This is a genomic window from Asaia sp. HumB, assembly GCF_030263835.1.
Lineage (GTDB): Bacteria > Pseudomonadota > Alphaproteobacteria > Acetobacterales > Acetobacteraceae > Asaia > Asaia bogorensis.
In genome coordinates this window covers 1,584,944-1,603,679 of record NZ_JARPML010000002.1, presented here as the reverse complement: position 1 = coordinate 1,603,679, position 18,736 = coordinate 1,584,944, and the positions used below count along the sequence as shown (strand labels likewise).

The 18,736-nt window shown below is 59.4% G+C and carries 14 protein-coding genes; 9 read left to right on the top strand and 5 right to left on the bottom strand.

All coding sequences use genetic code 11. The features are described 5' to 3' along the window. The first annotated feature begins 98 nt into the window (after positions 1-98). From P5689_RS08325 to P5689_RS08310, 4 genes are all read left to right on the top strand, one after another. The gene (locus P5689_RS08325) at positions 99-1,076 is read left to right on the top strand and encodes a DUF1852 domain-containing protein (RefSeq protein WP_285532784.1); all 978 of its coding nucleotides are present in this window, start codon (positions 99-101) and stop codon (positions 1,074-1,076) included. 74 nt (positions 1,077-1,150) lie between these two features. After that, positions 1,151-2,182 carry a methionine synthase gene (locus tag P5689_RS08320; protein WP_285532783.1) on the top strand — a complete coding sequence of 344 codons (1,032 nt, stop codon included), beginning with the start codon at positions 1,151-1,153 and terminating at the stop codon, positions 2,180-2,182. Positions 2,183-2,316: 134 nt separating this feature from the next. Then, positions 2,317-2,868 carry a flavin reductase family protein gene (locus tag P5689_RS08315; RefSeq protein WP_285532782.1) on the top strand — a complete coding sequence of 184 codons (552 nt, stop codon included), beginning with the start codon at positions 2,317-2,319 and terminating at the stop codon, positions 2,866-2,868. Between the two features lie 25 nt (positions 2,869-2,893). Next, entirely contained in the window at positions 2,894-3,775 is an 882-nt protein-coding gene (locus P5689_RS08310; protein WP_285532780.1) for a methylenetetrahydrofolate reductase, read from the top strand. Between the two features lie 78 nt (positions 3,776-3,853). On the opposite strand, the gene purU is transcribed toward P5689_RS08310, so the two are convergent. From purU to P5689_RS08290, 4 genes are all read right to left on the bottom strand, one after another. Beyond that, positions 3,854-4,738, bottom strand: a complete 885-nt coding sequence (purU, locus tag P5689_RS08305) for a formyltetrahydrofolate deformylase (protein WP_023978189.1) — start codon at positions 4,736-4,738, stop codon at positions 3,854-3,856. A 197-nt stretch (positions 4,739-4,935) separates the two neighbouring features. Continuing rightward, a complete protein-coding gene (locus P5689_RS08300) occupies positions 4,936-6,051 on the bottom strand; it encodes a metallophosphoesterase (protein WP_285532778.1) in 1,116 nt (371 codons plus the stop codon). Positions 6,052-6,194: 143 nt separating this feature from the next. After that, positions 6,195-9,548 (bottom strand): TonB-dependent receptor domain-containing protein, encoded by a 3,354-nt coding sequence (locus P5689_RS08295; protein WP_051395830.1) that lies wholly within the window; start codon positions 9,546-9,548, stop codon positions 6,195-6,197. Positions 9,549-9,839: 291 nt separating this feature from the next. Further along, the gene (locus tag P5689_RS08290; RefSeq protein WP_285532777.1) at positions 9,840-10,535 is read right to left on the bottom strand and encodes an aspartate/glutamate racemase family protein; all 696 of its coding nucleotides are present in this window, start codon (positions 10,533-10,535) and stop codon (positions 9,840-9,842) included. A 375-nt stretch (positions 10,536-10,910) separates the two neighbouring features. Here P5689_RS08290 and P5689_RS08285 point away from each other — a divergent pair, with 375 nt between their 5' ends. Genes P5689_RS08285 through P5689_RS08270 form a run of 4 tightly spaced genes read left to right on the top strand, consistent with a single transcriptional unit; the run spans position 10,911 to position 15,631 of the window. Continuing rightward, complete coding sequence (locus P5689_RS08285) at positions 10,911-12,281, top strand: NAD(P)-dependent oxidoreductase (RefSeq protein WP_285532776.1); 1,371 nt, start codon at positions 10,911-10,913, stop codon at positions 12,279-12,281. Positions 12,282-12,283: 2 nt separating this feature from the next. After that, on the top strand, positions 12,284-13,552 hold the full coding sequence (preA, locus tag P5689_RS08280) for an NAD-dependent dihydropyrimidine dehydrogenase subunit PreA (RefSeq protein ID WP_122038418.1): 1,269 nt from the start codon (positions 12,284-12,286) through the stop codon (positions 13,550-13,552). Positions 13,553-13,568: 16 nt separating this feature from the next. After that, positions 13,569-14,804, top strand: coding sequence for a M20 family metallo-hydrolase (locus P5689_RS08275; protein ID WP_285532773.1), 1,236 nt, complete (start codon positions 13,569-13,571; stop codon positions 14,802-14,804). Positions 14,805-14,863: 59 nt separating this feature from the next. Further along, positions 14,864-15,631, top strand: a complete 768-nt coding sequence (locus P5689_RS08270; protein ID WP_285532772.1) for a TetR family transcriptional regulator C-terminal domain-containing protein — start codon at positions 14,864-14,866, stop codon at positions 15,629-15,631. Here the strand turns inward: P5689_RS08270 and P5689_RS08265 are convergent. After that, complete coding sequence (locus P5689_RS08265) at positions 15,591-17,045, bottom strand: NCS1 family nucleobase:cation symporter-1 (protein WP_285532771.1); 1,455 nt, start codon at positions 17,043-17,045, stop codon at positions 15,591-15,593. The genes P5689_RS08270 and P5689_RS08265 overlap by 41 nt on opposite strands. A gap of 226 nt (positions 17,046-17,271) precedes the next feature. Between P5689_RS08265 and hydA the strand changes: the two genes are divergently transcribed. After that, positions 17,272-18,651: a dihydropyrimidinase gene (gene hydA / locus P5689_RS08260; RefSeq protein WP_285532770.1), complete on the top strand. Its 1,380-nt coding sequence runs from the start codon at positions 17,272-17,274 to the stop codon at positions 18,649-18,651. The last annotated feature ends 85 nt before the right edge of the window (positions 18,652-18,736 follow it).

Here is an 18,736-nt window from a genome sequence, read left to right as displayed (position 1 = left end):
GATGGGTCACGCCGGATAAACGGGCCTCGCTCGCACCGCGCGGCGGCACTTCCAACGTGGCGCGGAAAACAGGTTCCAGTAGAGGATACCCGCCCATCATGACCCGCGATTTCACCTTCAAGGTCAAAAGCCTCCGGTTTGACGAAAACTATGCGCCGGCTCCCGGTACGCGGCTGACCACCAATTTCGCCAATCTCGCGAGAGGTGAATCCCGTCAGGAAAACCTGCGGGCGGCGCTGCACATGATCGATCATCGCTTCAACGATCTCGCTCGATGGGACAACCCTGAGGGTCATCGCTATGCGCTCGAACTCGATATCGTCTCCATCGACATGGATATCACCGGGTCTGGTGAGAGCTTTCCTGCCATCGAGCTCCTCAGGACCACAATCATCGACCGGACCAGTGGCAAGCGCATCGAGGGCATCGTAGGCAATAATTTCTCATCCTATGTGCGCGACTATGATTTCAGCGTGCTCCTGCCCGAGCATAATCGCGGACGTGACGGTTTTTCAGTTCCCGATGATTTCGGCGTTCTGCATGGCAGGATCTTCAAGGCTTTCATCGCGTCTGAGGCCTACGCAGCCCATTTCACAAAGCCCCCCGTGATCTGCCTGAGCGTTTCGGAAAACAAGATCTATACCCGCACCACCAATGAGCATCCCGTGCTGGGCGTGGAATACACACCCAACGAGACCTCACTGACCGAAAGCTATTTTGGCAAGATGGGGATGCAGGTGCGTTATTTCATGCCGCCCGGATGCGTCGCGCCCCTCGCCTTCTATTTCTTTGGCGATCTGCTCAATGATTATACGCCTCTCGAACTGATCAGCACGATCAGCACGATGGAGACTTTCCAGCGTATCTATCGCCCGGAAATCTACAACGCGAACTCGGCTGCCGCCTCACGCTACAAGCCCAGCCTGCGCCAGAACGATTACTCCAACACCCGTGTGGTCTATGACCGCGAGGAGCGCACGCGCCTCGCCATCGAGCAGGGACGATTTGCAGGCGAACATTTCATTGCGCCGCACAAAACCCTTCTCGAGCAATGGTCCAGCCGATACGCGGCCTGAGCCCTTCATTCTGCATCACTATGCCGCCCCTGTGGGCCATCCCTGTGGGCCACCCCTCTGAAGAGTCATATTTCATGAAGAAGCTTCTCCCCACCGCAACTGCTGGCAGCCTGCCAAAGCCCTCATGGCTTGCCGAGCCCGAAAAGCTCTGGTCCCCCTGGAAAATGGGGGGCGAGGCTCTGGTTGAGGCCAAACAGGATGCGCTTCGCGTCTCGCTGCTTGAGCAGCAGGTGGCAGGCGTCGATATCGTCAGCGACGGCGAGCAGACACGCCAGCATTTTGTAACCACCTTCATCGAGCATCTCGCCGGTGTCGATTTCGAGAAGCGCGAGACCGTCACCATTCGCAACCGCTACGAGGCCAGCGTACCCACAGTCGTGAGTGCAGTCGCGCGTGAGAAGCCGGTTTTTGTCGAGGATGCAAAATTCCTGCGTCAGCAGACCAAGGCGCCGATCAAATGGGCGCTGCCCGGCCCGATGACCATGATCGACACGCTGTATGACGCGCACTACAAAAGCCGCGAGAAACTGGCCTGGGAATTTGCTGCCATTCTCAATGCCGAAGCCCGTGAGCTGGAGCAGGCCGGTGTGGACATCATCCAGTTCGATGAGCCAGCCTTCAACGTGTTTTTCGACGAGGTCAATGACTGGGGCATTGCCACGCTGGAGCGCGCCATTGAAGGGCTGAAATGCCAGACCGCCGTCCATATCTGCTACGGCTATGGCATCAAGGCCAATACAGACTGGAAAAAGACGCTGGGCCATGAATGGCGCCAATACGAACGCACCTTCCCGAAGCTGCAGGCCTCGAACATCGATCTCGTGTCGCTGGAATGCCAGAACTCCCACGTGCCGATGGAACTGATCGAATTGCTGCGAGGCAAGAAGGTGATGGTCGGGGCCATCGATGTCGCAAGCAACCGCATCGAAACCCCGGAAGAAGTTGCGGATACTCTGCGCAAGGCGCTTCAGTTTGTTGATGCCGAAAATCTCTGCCCCTGCACGAATTGCGGCATGGCGCCACTTTCACGCAACGTGGCCAGAGGCAAACTCCAGGCTCTCGCCGCCGGTGCCGAGATCGTCCGTCGCGAGCTGACCTGCGCCTGATCCCACCCTCCCGATCATGCGCAAGACGATGCCGGTTGGCCGCGAAAGCTGACCGGCCTGTTTTTCAGGATTCGGCCCCAATGGCGGCAGGGCCGCATTTGCCGCGCTCATTAAACGAAGATTCGGCAGAAATCATGACAGAAGCCCCCCTGAAGCCCGGCCCAGACATCAAGGCCCAAAACAGCCTTGATCCAAAAGCCCTGCGCGCCTGCTGTGGGCAGTTCGCGACCGGCGTCACGGTTGTGACGACACGCACAGAGGAGGGCGATCACGGCATGACGGTCAGCGCTTTCATGTCGGTCTCGCTCGACCCACCCCTGATTGGTGTCTGTGTTGGTGCGCGTTCCACGCTTCTGGCGCGGGTCCGCCATGCTGGCCGGTTTGCCGTCAGTGTTCTTGCGCGGGATATGGAGGCCCATGCCTTGCATTTTGCGGGACGACGCAACGATGCATTGCAGGATCTGTTCGAGCCGCACGACGGCTTGCCGGTTCTGAAAGGCGCAGGGGCGGTCTTCACCACGGATCTCGTGCAGCAGGTAACGGCGGGAGATCATGTCATACTGATCGGTCAGGTATGCAGTATGGCCCATGACAAGGCCGCACGCCCGCTCCTGCATCATGCCGGGCAATTCAAATCTATCGCCTCTCCAGATTCATGCAGCCCTGAACGACAACACAGGGCATGATCCCCATAACGGGCAGGGGGACGCCATGACGGTGCAATCAACGGGGAAAAGGGACGGGGCACACGATCCGGATCGGCTCTGGCGCTTTTCGCTCGAAGTCACGACCAGGGATCTGCCATCCCTGAAAGGCATGATGTCATCGGGAGCATTGCCCCTGGAGCCAGTCACACCTGTCATGATCCCCCATCTGGCCAATGACACGCAAGCAGCGCGTCTGGAGGCCATCCGCACCATCAGGACTCTTGGCCTGCTTCCTGTGCCGCATTTCTCTGCCCGACGCCTTCCCTCGAAAGCGGCCTGCGAGACCCTGCTGGCACAGATGGTGGCCGAGGCCGGGATTGAGCGATGCTTCATTGTCGCAGGGGACCCGTCCGAGCCTGCAGGCCCTTTTGCCGACAGCGCTGCCCTGCTGGCAACCGGCCTGTTCGAGAAAGCAGGGATCAGGGTTGTCGGTATCGGGGGATATCCGGAAGGCCATCCCCTCATGACGCCTGAACAAGGCTGGACGGTGTTGGAGCATAAATGCCGCGATATCGAGGCACGGGGCATGACGCCCGAAATCGTCACGCAATTCGGCTTCGATGCTCAGGCCATTACGACATGGCTGATGCGCCTGCGTGAACGTGGGATCACATGCCACGTCAGGATAGGCGTTCCGGGACCTGCGTCGATCGCCTCCCTGCTGCGTTTTGCCGCACGCTGCGGGGTAGGGGCCTCTGCTTCCGTGCTTTCCCGATATGGCATATCGCTTGGCAAGTTACTGGGAAGCGCCGGACCGGACAAGCTGATCACCCAGCTTGAAGAGCAGCTTGCCGACGCGCATGGCCCGGCAAGCCTGCATTTCTACCCATTCGGTAATCTCGGGCGCACCATGGACTGGATTGGCCAACGCATCGGCAAAGGGTGATGGATCCCAGAACCGCCATGCCCATCGCCCGGTAATCGCCACTGACAGCGATCCCGTGCAACAGGGGCTCTGTCTGGTTCAGCCGTTACGTGACGAGGCAAAGGATCCCGGGCTTGCGGGAAAGACCACCGTGCTACGGCCGTTGAGAAACACACGTCTGTGAGCATGGGCATGAATTGCGCGTGCCAGCACCTGACTTTCCACATCACGTCCCAGTGTGACGTAGTCTTCAGGTGACTGGTTATGCGATACGCGAATGATATCCTGCTCGATGATCGGCCCCTCATCGAGTTCCGCCGTGACATAATGCGCGGTCGCACCGATCAGCTTGACGCCACGCGCATGAGCCTGATGGTAGGGATGAGCGCCCTTGAAACTGGGCAGGAAGGAGTGATGGATGTTGATCGTGCGCCCTGACAGGGCCTGACACATCTCATCAGACAGAACCTGCATATAGCGCGCCAGCACCACAAGCTGCGCCCCGCTGTCGCGAATGATGGCAAGCTGCTGCGCTTCGGCCTCGGGTTTGTTTTCCTTCGTCACCCGGATGTAGTGGAAGGGTATGTCGTGGTTGACCACCAGCTTCTGAAAATCCAGATGATTGGAAATCACCGCAACAATATTGATCGGCAGGGCCCCGATACGGGTGCGATAGAGCAGGTCGTTCAGGCAGTGGCCGAACCGTGACACCATGATCACGACATTCAGACGCTCATTTTCGTCATGGAAGGTGGCGGTCATGCCGTATTGCGCGGCGATCGGGGCGAAATCGCGCTGCAATTCCTCAAGGCTCGTATTCGCCTCGGCCAGAAAACTGGTCCTCATGAAAAACCGGTTTGATTCGACGTCGTCGAACTGTGAGCTATCGCGGATATTGCAGTCTTTTCCTGCGAGATACCCCGAGATCACAGCCACAATTCCGCGACGTGCCTCGCACGTTACCGTAACGCAATAACGGCCCATCCTCTTCCCCTGTCCATCGCCAGCATGTCGTTGCTTCATCGCCGAGGCACGATATCCCCGGCCTGCGCCCTGACCGGCCGCACGGTTATCACAACCGCCTTTATTCCTGCGGGACGTAGCAGCTTCATACGGCCGTGCATACAGCAGGGCCATAGCCTTCCAGACTGTGACGCGCCCTACCCTTTTCGCGCCAGCGATCAGGCGGATCTGAGGTGAAAGCAGGTAATTTCGGAGGGTCTGCCAAGGCGAAGTGCGAAGCCGGGCCAGATACCGGTGCCGTTGCTTACGTAAAGCGTCATGGTGCCAATTTCGTAGCGGCGGGAAACAAAGCCGTTATTGCCACGCGCCACCATGCGGTCGAGACCATAGATCATCCCCCCATGCGTATGGCCCGAAAGCTGAAGCGCCACGCCCTGAGCGGCAGCCTCACGCGCGCCACCGGGCTGATGATCGAGCAGTATGACAGGAGCGCCTTCAGGACGTCCTGCCAGCGCCGCCGCCAGATCGGGCCTGGCCTCACCATGACCGGCTGCGGAGTGATCTGTCACACCCGCAACCACCAGCGACGCGCCGTTACGGGTGATGAGCCGATGCGTGTTGAGCAGCATGTGAAAGCCGAGCGAACCGATATGCTGCATCCATTCGCGATAATCGAAAAAATATTCATGGTTACCCGGACAGGCCATCAGCCCGTCAGGGGCCGCCAGTTGCGCGAGCGGGGCAACGTCGTCGCGGCGCATGGCCACCGATCCATCGATAAAATCCCCGGTCACGACGATCAGGTCTGCCCCGATGGCATTGGTGCGTGACACCACCTCCTCGGCCCAGCGACGCGGGAAAACCCGGGTGATGTGCAGATCGGTTAGCTGGGCAATACGATAACCGTCAAAAGCAGGATCGAGCCCCGCGATGCTGACTGTCTCATGCCTGACCGGCGGTACACGAACGGCATTCCATACTCCCAGCGCCGACAGCAAGGCAGCAAGCCCACCGATCGCTACGCGCGGGATCGTGCCGATCACGATTCCATGCCACTGCACCAATGCCAACAGAGCCGCGACACTATCAACCAAGATTTGCCCGACGGTCACGAACATCAGGGCGCCGAAGGCCCAGTTGAACAGGATGACCACAGGGCGCGGCATTTCCGGCGCAAAGACAGAGCCGGAAGAAAGGCGGCTCCACTGGTGAAAGAGCGCCGCTCCAACGATCAGGATGATCGCAGCCAGTTTGACGGGAAGTGCCAGAGGAAGCGGCCAGAGCCAGTTCAGAATGACAACGACGAAAAGCGTACCGAAAATGAATGGGCGCAAGAGACAGATGATCCTGAAAATGGGGCCGTAACAGGCAACGCTCCCGCAAGGCAAAAGGTTTTCCCTGTGCCGCGCCACTTTCAGGACCATCGGGAAAGGCGCGTCGAAAAACCCCTCTGCTTTTGCAGAGGGGTGCGGTTGCATCAGAAATGCACGCCGATATTGAGCTGGAAGCTCCGTCCGATAAAGGCCTCGTAATAACGGTTGGTATCATAGATGCCCGGGTCCTTCGGCAGGGCATCGGTGATGTTGTTGATAACGAAATTGGCCGCGAGATTCCTGGTAATCTCATACGCCAGGGAGAGATTGAAATAGGCAAATGAGGGGCGTTTGTTATCCTGATAACGCGTGGCCGGTACCTGCACCGCGTACTGGGTCGGCCCATACCAGAGCGTCTGCCACTGGGCCGAGAACGGACCGCGCATGTAGTTCAGGTTGAGCGTGAAGTTGTCATTGGGTGCGTCTGTCGTTCCCGAGAGGAAATAGGTGCTGCCCAGATAGGTGTTCTGGCTCTTGAGATAGTGAACGTAGTTGCCGCTCAGATCGATTTCACCGGCACCGTCGCCCAGCCCGAAACGCGACAGGGGAGCGTAGTAGTCGAAGGTTGCCTGCAAAGCCTGCGTCTCATAGCTGGCAATGTTGTAATAGCCTGCGCTGAAGGTCGAGAGCTGCCCGGAGGAATCACGTGTGAAGGTATTGCAGAAGGCATTGGACGGGTAGCTGGACGAGTCATAGCAGGCATTCATCAGATCCTGCGCGCCCAGTGAGGTGATGGCGTTTTTCACCTTCACGTCCACAAAAGACGCCTTCATGTCGAGGCCACGCACGAAATGCGGCCGGAATTCGAGGCTGCCCGTATAGCTCTTTGAGGTTTCGTTCTTGAGGTTGCTATTGCCGCCTGCGCTGCCCGGAATGGTGTAGAAATTGAAGTTGGAGGTGAAGGGTTGGGTGATGCCTGCCTTCGCGCAGTTTGCTGCACGAATGGCCGGGTTGGGGCCGGAACCGACACCTGCGTCGGAGCACGGATCAACGCCTGATTCGTAATCGGTGGAGCGGGGCGAAAACAGTTCCGTCACGGAGGGATTACGCACGGACTGGGCATAATTGCCGCTCAGGCCGAAATCCTCGGTCGGCCACCAGGCACCGCCGAACATGTAGGTCCAGTAATTGCCGGTCATGCTGTTATTGATGAAGCGACCATTGGCTGTGGCCGACAGGTTATAGATACCCGGCACGTTCATGGTCGGCGAGACGAAAGGTACGTCTAGCTCGCCAAAAGCTTCATGCGTATGATACGCACCACCCGTGGGCGGAATAGCCGTGCTGTTGCCGTATTGCTGATACGTGCCATCACCCTGCGGCCAGCCGCGGAAGAACGCGCCCGGATCAAAATGATACCCTTCGCGGCGATGCTCATAGCCCAGATCCCACCGGATATCGCCTGCGGGCAGGCGGAACACCGTTGAGCTCAGTTCGGCCTGGATATCGCGCTGGGTGTTGTTGTTGCGCGAATGGGCATCTGAAATGACATAGTCACGTGCGCCCGGCGTCATCTGGTTATAGCCGAATGGATTGAGTGGTTCACAGGTCGAACTGCGCGTGGCGATGGGTGCATTCTGATAGCCCGAAGCGCACACGATATTGCCGCTGGAATCACGCACTGCATTGAGGGCATTGACGAGGTTGGGAATGACGATGGAAGGCGTCCAAGTATTGTTCATGTAGCGCGTGTATTCACCACGCACTTTCCAGTCGAACTTGCGCCCCACTGCATTGAAATCACCGGCAAGCCCGCCCTGGAAGCGGTACATCTGCACCTTCGTGCGATACAGACCGGCGTCGAGGTCCTGGTTCAGACGGTTCAGGTAGAAGGTGTCTGTCGGCTGGCCATTGGCAGCGAGCGCATTCCTGATCGTCTGCTGCTCGGCGCTGGTAAGATAGGGATTGCTCGTGCTCAGCGCATAGGCGCCGTTGACGACATCGTTGGTGTAGTAGCTGCTGCTCATCGGGCCAGCCGTATTGAGCGTCAGGGGATTGTCGAACTGGGTCGTGCTCCATGTGCCCTGACCCACCTGACTCTCGGCGCTGCCACGGGCATACCAGCCCTGCCATGTGGCATGAATGTGCCGGGTAATGTCGTAATGCCCAAGCAACGTCAGGTTCAGCTTGTCATTGGGGGCGATCAACTGATTGTAGTCCTGAAGGGCGATACCGTTCCCGCCGATGCCGTGCGTGGTGTCTCCCTTGAGATAGGCATTTGCCTGAAGCGGAATGAGCGACTGGCCATTCTGACTGAACATGAGCGGCATATTGGCGCCATTGGCCACGGCGTTATTGGCCTGACCGGCCAGCGCGGCGCCAGCAGACCCCGCATAGACCGGCAGATTGCCGTAATCACCGGTGATCATGGGAATACCGGTCACAGAGTTCTGGATGAACCGTGAGCCAGCACCCAGAACATAGGTATAGGGCGAGCTCTGCCCGAGCGGCACGCGATGATAAAGCACCGCGTCGCGCCCGAACACATCAGGCCGGTCATTGGCGACCATACCGCCCTGGTTGCGGTATTCCACATCAAAGACCATGCCGCCCTTGTCATGGTCGAAATTGCGGCCAGCCTTGAAGGTCAGTTTCTCACCCGGTGCATCGAGCTTTTGCGACCAGTTACCCTGGGCATTGAAATCGACACCGGTGAAGTGGTCATCGAGCGTATAGTTCATCACGCCTGCCACGGCGTCGGCACCATAGGCCGCGCCCGCGCCGCCGAGGCGCGTATCGATACCCTTGATGAGCGAGGTCGGAATCGTGCTCACATCCACCTGCGAGCCCGAACCGGAACCATAGATCGAGGCTGTCGCGCCACCGCCCATACGCATGCCATCGATCAGGGTCAGCGTACGCTGGGCGCCCAGATTGAGGAGGCCGATAAAGGACTGACCCGCCCCAAAGCTGCCCTGGTTACCGATGGTGGAATTGCCACCCTGGCTGATTGCCGGATTTTCGCGCAGCAGGGCCGTACCGAGATCGTAATATCCCCGGCGTCGGATCTGTTCCCCACCCAGGGTCGATCCTGCCATGACATTCGTCAGGCGCGATTGCGACAGGCGCGTGCCGGTGACGATGATGGTCTCTTTCTGCGGCGAGGAATCCGCCGTTTCCACGCCACTTGAGAAAGGCAGGGCAGGCTGGGCGGCAGCACTCGACGCGCCGTTTTGCGATGCAGTGCCTGCACCGGTTAACGCTGCGCTGCCACCAGCGCTCCCTGCCGCCACGCCCACCTTCGAGGATGTTGCCTTGGCCGTTGCATGAGCGGGTTTTTTCGTCGCGTGGGATGACCGACGCGCGGTGGTCTTCTTGTGCGCGGTTCCCGCCCCCTGAGCGATGGTCTGGGCAAGGCCCTCTGCCGGCGCAGCAAACACTGTGCAGAACAGGGCAACCATCAATGTGCTCTGCCGCAGGCCCCTGTGACGATAAGGCAATGTTACCCGGCGCACCATCGTGAGACTCCCCGTGAATATGTTTCGTAAAAATAATGAAACACACCGTAAGGAAATTTTTCCGGTTTGGTATCTATAACGCAACGATAACGAAAAATACTGGACGTCGTTGCTTTTTCGCAACATATTGTGACAACCTGCTTCACAATGACGTTCGCTACGCCAAAGACCACGGCAGACCACCAGCCTGCCCGGCGATAGCCCTTAATCGCTGTGATGGTGCGTTAATGACGCGCGCTCAGCCTCCCCCCTCAGGGGACGGCCATTTTCCATACCTTTCCGGACATCTCGTCAGTCGGCCAATGCCTTTTCGAGTGTGGCGTGAACATGCAGGGCTGTCGTATCGAAAAGCGGCACCGTGCAATCCTCAGCCCCGACAAGCAGCATGATTTCCGTGCATCCCAGAATGATCGCCTCAGCACCCGAAGCGACAAGGCGGGCCATGATGGCGCGATAAAGCGCGCGGGATGACGGGTTGATCTGCCCGGCCACGAGCTCTTCATAGATGATACGATGCACGTCCATGCGGTCCCGTTCGTCGGGAATGATCACCTCCAGACCATAACGCTCGGTCAGTCGCTTCCTGTAGAAATCCTGCTCCATGGTGAAGCGCGTGCCCAACAGCCCGATGCGGCGAAAGCCGCTTTGCCTGATCTGTTCGCCGGTGGCGTCAGCGATATGCAGGATGGGAATCGATAGTTGCGCCTGCACCGCATCCGCCACGCAGTGCATGGTGTTCGTGCAGATTACCAGATCATCCGCTCCCGCCTTTTCCAGATGACGCGCGGCCTCAATCAGACGCTCGGTCAGAACATCCCATGCGCCACGATGCTGGAGATCCTTGATCTCGGCGAAGTCGAATGACCACAAAAGGCAGCGTGCAGACGAGGCAGGACCGAGCCTGTCACGCACACCCTCATTGAGCAGACGATAATACATGGCCGAGCTCTCCCAGCTCATACCGCCCAGAAGCCCGATCATTCTCATCGTTTATCCCCACTCTTTGCTTTGTCGTGACCAGCGCTTCACCCTATAGCGCCTGCGGAAGGGGCGTTCCAATCCGGTAACGCTTTCTGGGCCAGATGCAAAAATGTTCCACTTCTTTGCCATCACGGCATCGCGCAAGCGATCCACCTCCCCCGGTATCCCCCTTGCTAGCACGGATTATGTATCGATATCGGAACAGACAGGTGTGCGACATGTTTCCTTGCCCCCGCTGTTCTGACCGCCGCGCCCTGCATCGGGATCAGTCAGGAAATTTTCGCCGCGAGATATCTGAACATATGGTCAAATTTTACTTGCAGTGCGCATCATCCCGACCGTAACGTTCGTTTTACGGAACAAACAGAACCGGATTCTCCCATGCGCCCTGATATTGCCTGTGGTCGCCTGCCCCAAGATATTCTGGCGCGAAATTTCGCGGATGCCCATCCGGGACTGACCCCCGAACAGGCAGCGCTGGAAGCCGATCGATGTTTCTATTGTTATGACGCGCCCTGTATCGAGGCCTGTCCGACCGATATCGACATTCCGCGTTTCATCAAGGCCATTGCCTCGCGGAACACGGCCGGTGCGGCCAGGACCATCCTGCAATCAAACATCCTCGGCGGCTCCTGCGCCCGCGTCTGCCCGACCGAGATCCTGTGCGAACAGAAATGTGTGCACACCGCCATCGAAACCCATAAACCTGTTCGTATCGGCGCCCTGCAGCGCTACGCCACAGACTGGCAGATGGCCCAGGACACCCACCCTTTCACACGCGCCACCCCGACGGGGCGACATATCGCCATCGTGGGCGCCGGCCCTGCGGGCCTCGCCTGTGCTCATCGTCTGGCCATGCACGGTCATGAGGTGACGCTGTTCGACCGGCACGAAAAGGCGGGCGGCCTGAATGAATATGGTGTTGCCGCCTACAAGCTGGCGGATGATTTTGCCCAGAAGGAAATCGATTTCCTGATGGCAATCGGCGGCATTCATTATCAGGGACGGGCCATTCTGGGCGAAACAATCCACCTCGCCACGTTGCGACAGGATTACGATGCCGTCTTTCTGGCAATCGGCCTGTCCGGCGTGCGGGCTCTTGGCCTCCCCGGCGAGACCATGCCTGGCGTCAAGGATGCCGTGGCATTCATCGAACATCTGCGCTCCCACCCGCTGGCCTCGGTGCAGGTCGGGCGGCGTGTCGTCGTGATCGGTGGAGGCAACACGGCCATCGACGCCGCCGTACAGGCGAAACGCCTCGGCGCCGAAGAAGTCACGCTGGTTTATCGTCGGGGTGAGCCCACCATGTCGGCCACCGAGGTCGAGCGCGACTGGGCGCAGACCAACGGGGTCACGCTCCGGCTCTGGGCCGCACCAACCCGGCTGGAATTCGACAATGGCGCCCTCACCGGCGTGACATTCAGACGCACTGACGCAGCCGCAGAAGCGTCGACAGGCCCCGCCACGCCCCCTGTCGATTTCACGATTGCCGCGGATATGGTGCTCAAGGCCATCGGGCAGGTTTTTGTCCCTGACCCGGTTTCACAGGATCAGATCCTGATCGAGAATGGCCGCCTTGTGGTGGACAAAAAAGGCCGCACCACACTGGCTGGCGTCTATGCTGGCGGCGACTGCACAGCGGGTGAAGATCTCACTGTGGCTGCCGTACGCGACGGGCGCGAGGCAGCACAGGCCATTCACAGCGACCTGACTCCTGACGATCTTTCTCTCTCCGGCACAGGAGTTCTCTGATCATGGCCGATCTGCGCACCAGTTTCGCCGGCATCACCTCACCCAATCCGTTCTGGCTGGCCTCTGCCCCACCCACCGACAAGGAATATAATGTCCGTCGCGCCTATGAAGCGGGATGGGGCGGCGTGGTGTGGAAAACGCTGGGAGAAGACCCGCCGGTAGTCAATCTCAGCTCGCGTTACGGCGCCCTTCAGTTCGAGGGCAAGCGTCTTATGGGGCTCAATAATATCGAGCTGATTTCCGACAGGCCGCTAGCAACCAACATCGCCGAGATCAAGCGCGTGAAGCGTGATTTCCCGGACCGGGCGCTCATCGTCAGCCTTATGGTGCCGTGCGAGGAGCATCGCTGGAAGGCCATTCTGCCGCTTATCGAGGAGACGGGAGCGGACGGAATCGAGCTGAATTTCGGCTGTCCGCATGGTATGTCAGAGCGCAATATGGGCTCTGCCGTGGGGCAGGTGCCTGAGTATGTCGAGATGGTCACGCGCTGGTGCAAGCAGAACACGCGCATGCCGGTCATCGTCAAACTGACCCCCAATGTCACCAATATCCTCATGCCCGCACGCGCTGCCCGTCGTGGCGGTGCCGATGCGGTGTCGCTCATCAACACCATCCAGTCGGTCATCGGGGTCGATCTGGACGCCATGGCCCCCATGCCGGTCGTAGGAGGCAAGGGCACGCACGGCGGCTATTGCGGCCCGGCGGTCAAGCCCATCGCCCTGCGCATGATCGGCGAGATTGCCCGCGATCCCGAAATGGCGGGAATACCCATTTCGGGCATGGGGGGCATCAGCAACTGGCGGGACTCCGCCGAATTCCTCGCCATGGGGTCGAGCGCGCTACAGGTTTGCACGGCGGCCATGCATTACGGGTTCCGTATCGTCGAGGACATGATCGACGGGCTTTCGAACTGGATGGACAGCAAGGATTACGCGACCCTGCCCGATCTGAGCGGGCGGGCCGTGTCGCGCTTCGTACCCTGGAACCAGCTCAACATGAAGTTCCGCACCATCGCGCAGATCGATCAGGAAAGCTGCGTGGGGTGCGGCCTGTGCCATATCGCCTGTGAGGACACCTCGCATCAGGCCATCGCCAAAAGCACCGGGCCGAACCGTCGCGAATACAGCGTGATCGAGGACGAATGTGTGGGCTGCAATCTCTGCGCCCATGTCTGCCCGGTGGATGATTGCATCACCATGACACCGCAGCCTGTTGACGGCGAGATGACTTGGCTTGACCATCCCTCCAATCCGCATCGCCTCTCCGCCTGAAAGGATCTCCCGCCGCATGAGCAATATCCGTATCGATGGCCGCGCCCTCTGGGCCGATCTCATGGAAACTGCGCGTTTTGGCGGGACCCCCAAGGGGGGAATCAAGCGTCTGACCCTGACGGAAGAGGACCGTCAGGTACGTGACTGGTTTGCTGCCACCTGCAAGGCGCTCGGCTGCACGGTCACGGTCGATCGACTGGGTAACATGTTCGCCCGTCTTGAGGGGCAGGATAGCAGCCTTCCGCCCCTGACCATGGGGAGCCATCTCGACACCCAGCCTACAGGCGGCAAGTTCGATGGAATTCTGGGTGTGCTGGGCGGCCTGGCCGTGCTGCGTGCATTGCGCGAAGCCGGGCATGTGTTGCGTCACCCCGTCGAGCTTATCAACTGGACCAATGAAGAAGGCTCGCGGTTTTCTCCCCCCATGATGTGCTCCGGCGCGTTTGCAGGCGTGTTCACGGAGGAGGAAATTCTCGACAAGCGTGACCGCGCCGGCGAACGTTTTGGCGACGCACTGGAAGCGATTGGTTACCGTGGCACGCAGCAATGCGGCGATCACCCCGTCGCCGCCTATTTCGAGCTCCATATTGAACAGGGGCCGATCCTCGAGGTCGAAAATCGGGTCATCGGCGCCGTAACCGGCGTGCAGGGGATGCGCTGGTATGAGGTCACGGTGACAGGCCGCGATGCCCATGCGGGCTCAACCCCCATGACCATGCGCGCAGACACGCTTCTGGCGGCTGCACGCATGATCAGTGCCGTATCGGATGTGGCCACGGCTCATGCACCCAAGGGTCTTGGTACTGTCGGCCTGATCGAGAACCGGCCGAACAGCCATAACGTCGTGCCGGGAGAAACCTTCTTCACCATCGATCTGCGCCATCCGGAGGATGCGACGCTTGCCGTGATGGAGCAGGAAATGAAGCAGGCTCTCACCAATCTTGCCGAGCAGGCCGGGGTGGAACTTGCCCTGCGCCAGATCTGGGATGCCCCTGCCGTACCGTTCGACCGACGCTGCATCGAGATGGTGTCTGACGCCGCGCGTGATGCAGGATTCGACGCGATGGAAATTGTGTCCGGCCCCGGCCATGATGCCGCCTATATGGCGCGCATGACCCCAACCGCCATGATTTTCGTCCCCTGTCGTGACGGGTTGAGCCATAACGAAGCCGAAAGCATTACCGAAGCCGAGGCCGAAGCCGGTGCCAATGTGCTGCTGGGCGCCCTGCTGCGCGCCGACAAGGTCTTTTGAGGCCAGGTGAGCCCGCAAGACAGGATCCCGACGGCTGAAAAAGCAGGAGACAGGACGGAATGACCGATAATACCGTGCCCCTCGCCGGAAGGATCCTGCCTCATAAGGATCATCTCGCCTCTGGTCACCATGACAGCGCAGGCAGTGACCTCGCCCCTCGTGGCTTCAGAGCAAAAGCGTCGTCTGACGCCAACACAATCAAGAAGCCCAGAAGACCCAGTGCCCCGCGCCAGGCGATGCTGCCCCAGATCCTCAATGCCGCCGAGACGACCTTCGGGATGCGAGGCCTGAACGGCACGCGCCTGGAAGAAATTGCTGCGCTGTGCGACATCCCCAAGGCCAATATCCTCTATTATTTCGGTTCCAAGGAGGAGCTGTACAACGCCACGCTCAAAAGACTTCTCGATGTCTGGCTGGATGATGCCGATCACTGGCTCAGCGCCGATCGTGACCCGATTGAGGGCATGGAAGGCTATCTGCGCGCCAAGATCGCGTTCTCACGTACCCGACCGGAAGGGTCGCGGCTTTTCGCTCAGGAACTGCTTTCAGGAGGGCAGCGGCTCGAAGGCTTTCTGAAGGACGTGCTCCGCGCCCATGTAGACCGCCATGCCGCGATCTTTCTCGGCTGGCAGTCACGGGGGCTCATGACCCCCATAGACCCCACCCATTTCCTGTGCCTGCTCTGGTCTGGAACACAGGCCTATGCGGATATGCAGGTCCAGTTCGAGGCCCTGCTCGACACGGCCCCTCTGGGTGAGCGCGATTATGATACCGCGCTCGAAACCTTCATGATTCTTGTGAGGCCGCTCTTCCCCCGCGCGGGCTGAGGCCCGAAAGGCCGAAGTGAAACACGCCGCCGGTCACAAGCCCGATCACCCAGGCGTAGTTCTGCGCACCATTCAGGGCGGGGACGAAGACCACCATGAGCCCCAGCACCACCGATAGCGCCAATGCCAGAACAGCGCGCCGATTGACGCCGCCCCGGTACCAGTACGGGCCATCAGGCGCTGTGGAATAAAGACCAGGCAAATCGAGACTGGCTTTTTGCACGTGATAATAATCAACCAGCAGGATGCCCGTGACTGGTGCAATGAACAGTCCGAGAATATCGAGTGTCAGATGAATAAGCTCGGGATGAGCGTAGAGATTCCATGGTGTCAGCAGGATCGCCCCGATTGAGGCAATCAGCCCCCCTTTGCGCCATGAGATGCTGGCAGGGGCAATATTGGAAAAATCGAACGCGGCCGAGACGAAATTGGCCGAGATATTGATCCCGATCGTGGCGGAGACAAGGGTGATCGTCCCGACAAGCATGATGGTCGGGCTGTCGAACATCATGATGGTTCCGGCAGGATCCAGGATCAGCCGCCCCAGTGCAGAACGCGCCAGAACGAGTGTGGTCAGAACCAGCATGACAAACGCCATGAAATTGACGGGTAATCCCCAGAAATTGCCCCGACGCACGTCAGACATGCTCGTGCCGTAACGGGCAAAATCACCAAAATTGAGAATGATCGGCGAGAAATAGGCCAATGTCAGGGAGGCCACGCTGAAAACCCCGGCAAGGGCGACCGGCCAGCTGACGACCGACTGGGGCAGAACCGAGAGATGGAAGGCACCGTGCGTGCGCCATAAAAGCGCGATATCGAGCCCGAAAATGACAAGATAAATGGCAGGCCCTGCCCAGTCGATGAAATGCCTGATGGACTCCATCCCTCGCCAGAACACGGCAATCTGCAACAGCCAGACAAAAAGGAAGGCACCCCAGCCCAGCAGGGACAGCCCCAGAGCACCATGCAGATGCGAATCCGCATAGCCCATCACACCGGGGTCCATGTGCAGGATGAACAGAACGATCGCGTTCGAGGCGAGCCAGGTCTGTATGCCGTACCAGCCGACCGCGATGACGCCACGCACCAGCGCGGGAACGACCGCGCCATACACACCGAAGGCTCCCCGTATGACCACCGGAAACGGCACGCCAGCGCGCAGGCTGGGGACCGCCACCAGATTGCACAGCACATGCACGATGATTACCGCCGTCAGAAGCCCGGACAGGACAGCGCTGACCGGCAGCCCCATGGTGAAAAAGCTGCCAATGGTCATGTAACCCGCAACGCTGTGAACATTGGACATCCACAGGAACAGATAATCTTTCCAGGCCCAGTGCCGCTCCGACACGGGAGCGAGATCCTCATTCGATAACGGCCCAGAGAGCATATTCACGTGTGCCTGCGTCATCGCCATCCTTTCCGGTCGTCCCGTCATGATCACCCTGTCATGACTGCCCCGCCCTGCCGAGCTTGTCACGACCCTTACGGCATGGCCATCCTGCATGATCCATGCTGGACCCTTGGCGTACCAGCAATAGATTGACCATCTGGTCAGGCTAGTCTTATGATTTCGGTATTACAACGATATTATGGCTGGTTCCTTTATCCGGGCTTTCTCACAGGAGAACAGTGTCATGCTGCTCATCAAGGGTGGAACGATCGTCACAGCCGAGCGCAGTATGCGCGGGGATGTCCTGTGTGACGATGAAGGCCGGATTGCCGCCACAGGTCCCGATCTGGAACAGCCAACAGATTGTACGCTGGTCGATGCCACTGGGCTGCTGGTCATGCCGGGTGGAATCGACCCCCATACCCATATGGAAATGCCGTTCATGGGTACGACCGCGAGCGACGATTTCTACACCGGCACGGCGGCAGGGCTGGCGGGTGGTACGACCAGCATCATTGATTTTGTCATACCCGCAGCCGGGCAGCGGCTGTTCGAGGCGTGGCAGGACTGGCGAGGCAAGGCCGAGAAAGCCGCCGCCGATTACGGATTCCATGTCGCGGTCACGCATTGGGACGAGCAGGTACACGAGGACATGGGTCGCCTGGTGCAGGAAGGCGGCGTCAACTCCTTCAAGCACTTCATGGCTTATAAAAACGCCCTGATGATCGACGATACCGTTTTTCTGCGCTCCATGAGCCGTGCGGGCGCGCTGGGTGCCCTTTGCACCGTCCACGCCGAAAACGGTGACGCCGTGTCTTTCCTTCAGGCGCAGCTTCTCGCCGCGGGCGAAACCGGCCCCCACGCCCATCCTCTGTCACGCCCCGCCGAGGTCGAAGGCGAGGCAGCCCAGCGCGCCATTACCCTGGCGACACTTCAGAACACACCGCTTTATATCGTGCATGTCTCGACCCGCGAGGCCACGGAAGCCATCGCTGCAGCCCGTCTCAAGGGCATGAAGGTTTATGGCGAGGTACTTCCGCAGCATCTCGTTTTCGATGAGAGCGTCTATCATAATGAGGACTGGCTCTCCGCTGCCCGCCATGTCATGAGCCCGCCCTTTCGCGCCAGATCCCATCAGCAGGCCCTGTGGGGCGGGCTGGTTTCGGGACAGCTACAGACAACCGCCACGGATCATTGCTGCTTCTGTCGCGACCAGAAGGAACGCGGCCGCGATGATTTCACGAAAATCCCCAATGGCGTGCCGGGGATCGAGGAACGCATGAGCGTGCTGTGGCATCACGGGGTTGTCAGTGGTCGCCTGACACCGGAGCAGTTCGTGGCCATCACGTCGACCAACACGGCCCGTATCTTCAATATCTTCCCCAGAAAGGGCTGTATTGCACCGGGGGCAGATGCCGATCTGGTGTTGTGGGACCCAACTGCCTCGCGCACCCTCTCTGCCGCCACCCTGCATCAGAACGTCGATTACACGCTCTATGAAGGCATGACCCTGACCGGTCTTGCGAGAAAAACCATCAGCCAGGGCGTGGTCGTCTGGGACGATGGAACCCTTCGCACCGTACGCGGCAAAGGCCGTTACGTACCCAGACCCTCTCTCGCTTGAGAACATGGAAAGGTTACTTATTGTTTCATTTTGTTTATTTGATAAGTTCATGTTATATATCAGGCAAGACTATATCATTTCCGAT

What these genes read in the sequence shown, in the direction of transcription:
- P5689_RS08325 (WP_285532784.1), top strand. Translation starts at nt 99, where the DNA reads ATGACCCGCGATTTCACCTTCAAGGTCAAAAGCCTCCGGTTTGACGAA.
- P5689_RS08320 (WP_285532783.1), top strand. Translation starts at nt 1,151, where the DNA reads ATGAAGAAGCTTCTCCCCACCGCAACTGCTGGCAGCCTGCCAAAGCCC.
- P5689_RS08315 (WP_285532782.1), top strand. Translation starts at nt 2,317, where the DNA reads ATGACAGAAGCCCCCCTGAAGCCCGGCCCAGACATCAAGGCCCAAAAC.
- P5689_RS08310 (WP_285532780.1), top strand. Translation starts at nt 2,894, where the DNA reads ATGACGGTGCAATCAACGGGGAAAAGGGACGGGGCACACGATCCGGAT.
- purU (WP_023978189.1), bottom strand. Translation starts at nt 4,738, where the DNA reads ATGGGCCGTTATTGCGTTACGGTAACGTGCGAGGCACGTCGCGGAATT.
- P5689_RS08295 (WP_051395830.1), bottom strand. Translation starts at nt 9,548, where the DNA reads ATGGTGCGCCGGGTAACATTGCCTTATCGTCACAGGGGCCTGCGGCAG.
- P5689_RS08290 (WP_285532777.1), bottom strand. Translation starts at nt 10,535, where the DNA reads ATGAGAATGATCGGGCTTCTGGGCGGTATGAGCTGGGAGAGCTCGGCC.
- P5689_RS08285 (WP_285532776.1), top strand. Translation starts at nt 10,911, where the DNA reads ATGCGCCCTGATATTGCCTGTGGTCGCCTGCCCCAAGATATTCTGGCG.
- preA (WP_122038418.1), top strand. Translation starts at nt 12,284, where the DNA reads ATGGCCGATCTGCGCACCAGTTTCGCCGGCATCACCTCACCCAATCCG.
- P5689_RS08275 (WP_285532773.1), top strand. Translation starts at nt 13,569, where the DNA reads ATGAGCAATATCCGTATCGATGGCCGCGCCCTCTGGGCCGATCTCATG.
- P5689_RS08270 (WP_285532772.1), top strand. Translation starts at nt 14,864, where the DNA reads ATGACCGATAATACCGTGCCCCTCGCCGGAAGGATCCTGCCTCATAAG.
- P5689_RS08265 (WP_285532771.1), bottom strand. Translation starts at nt 17,045, where the DNA reads ATGACGCAGGCACACGTGAATATGCTCTCTGGGCCGTTATCGAATGAG.
- hydA (WP_285532770.1), top strand. Translation starts at nt 17,272, where the DNA reads ATGCTGCTCATCAAGGGTGGAACGATCGTCACAGCCGAGCGCAGTATG.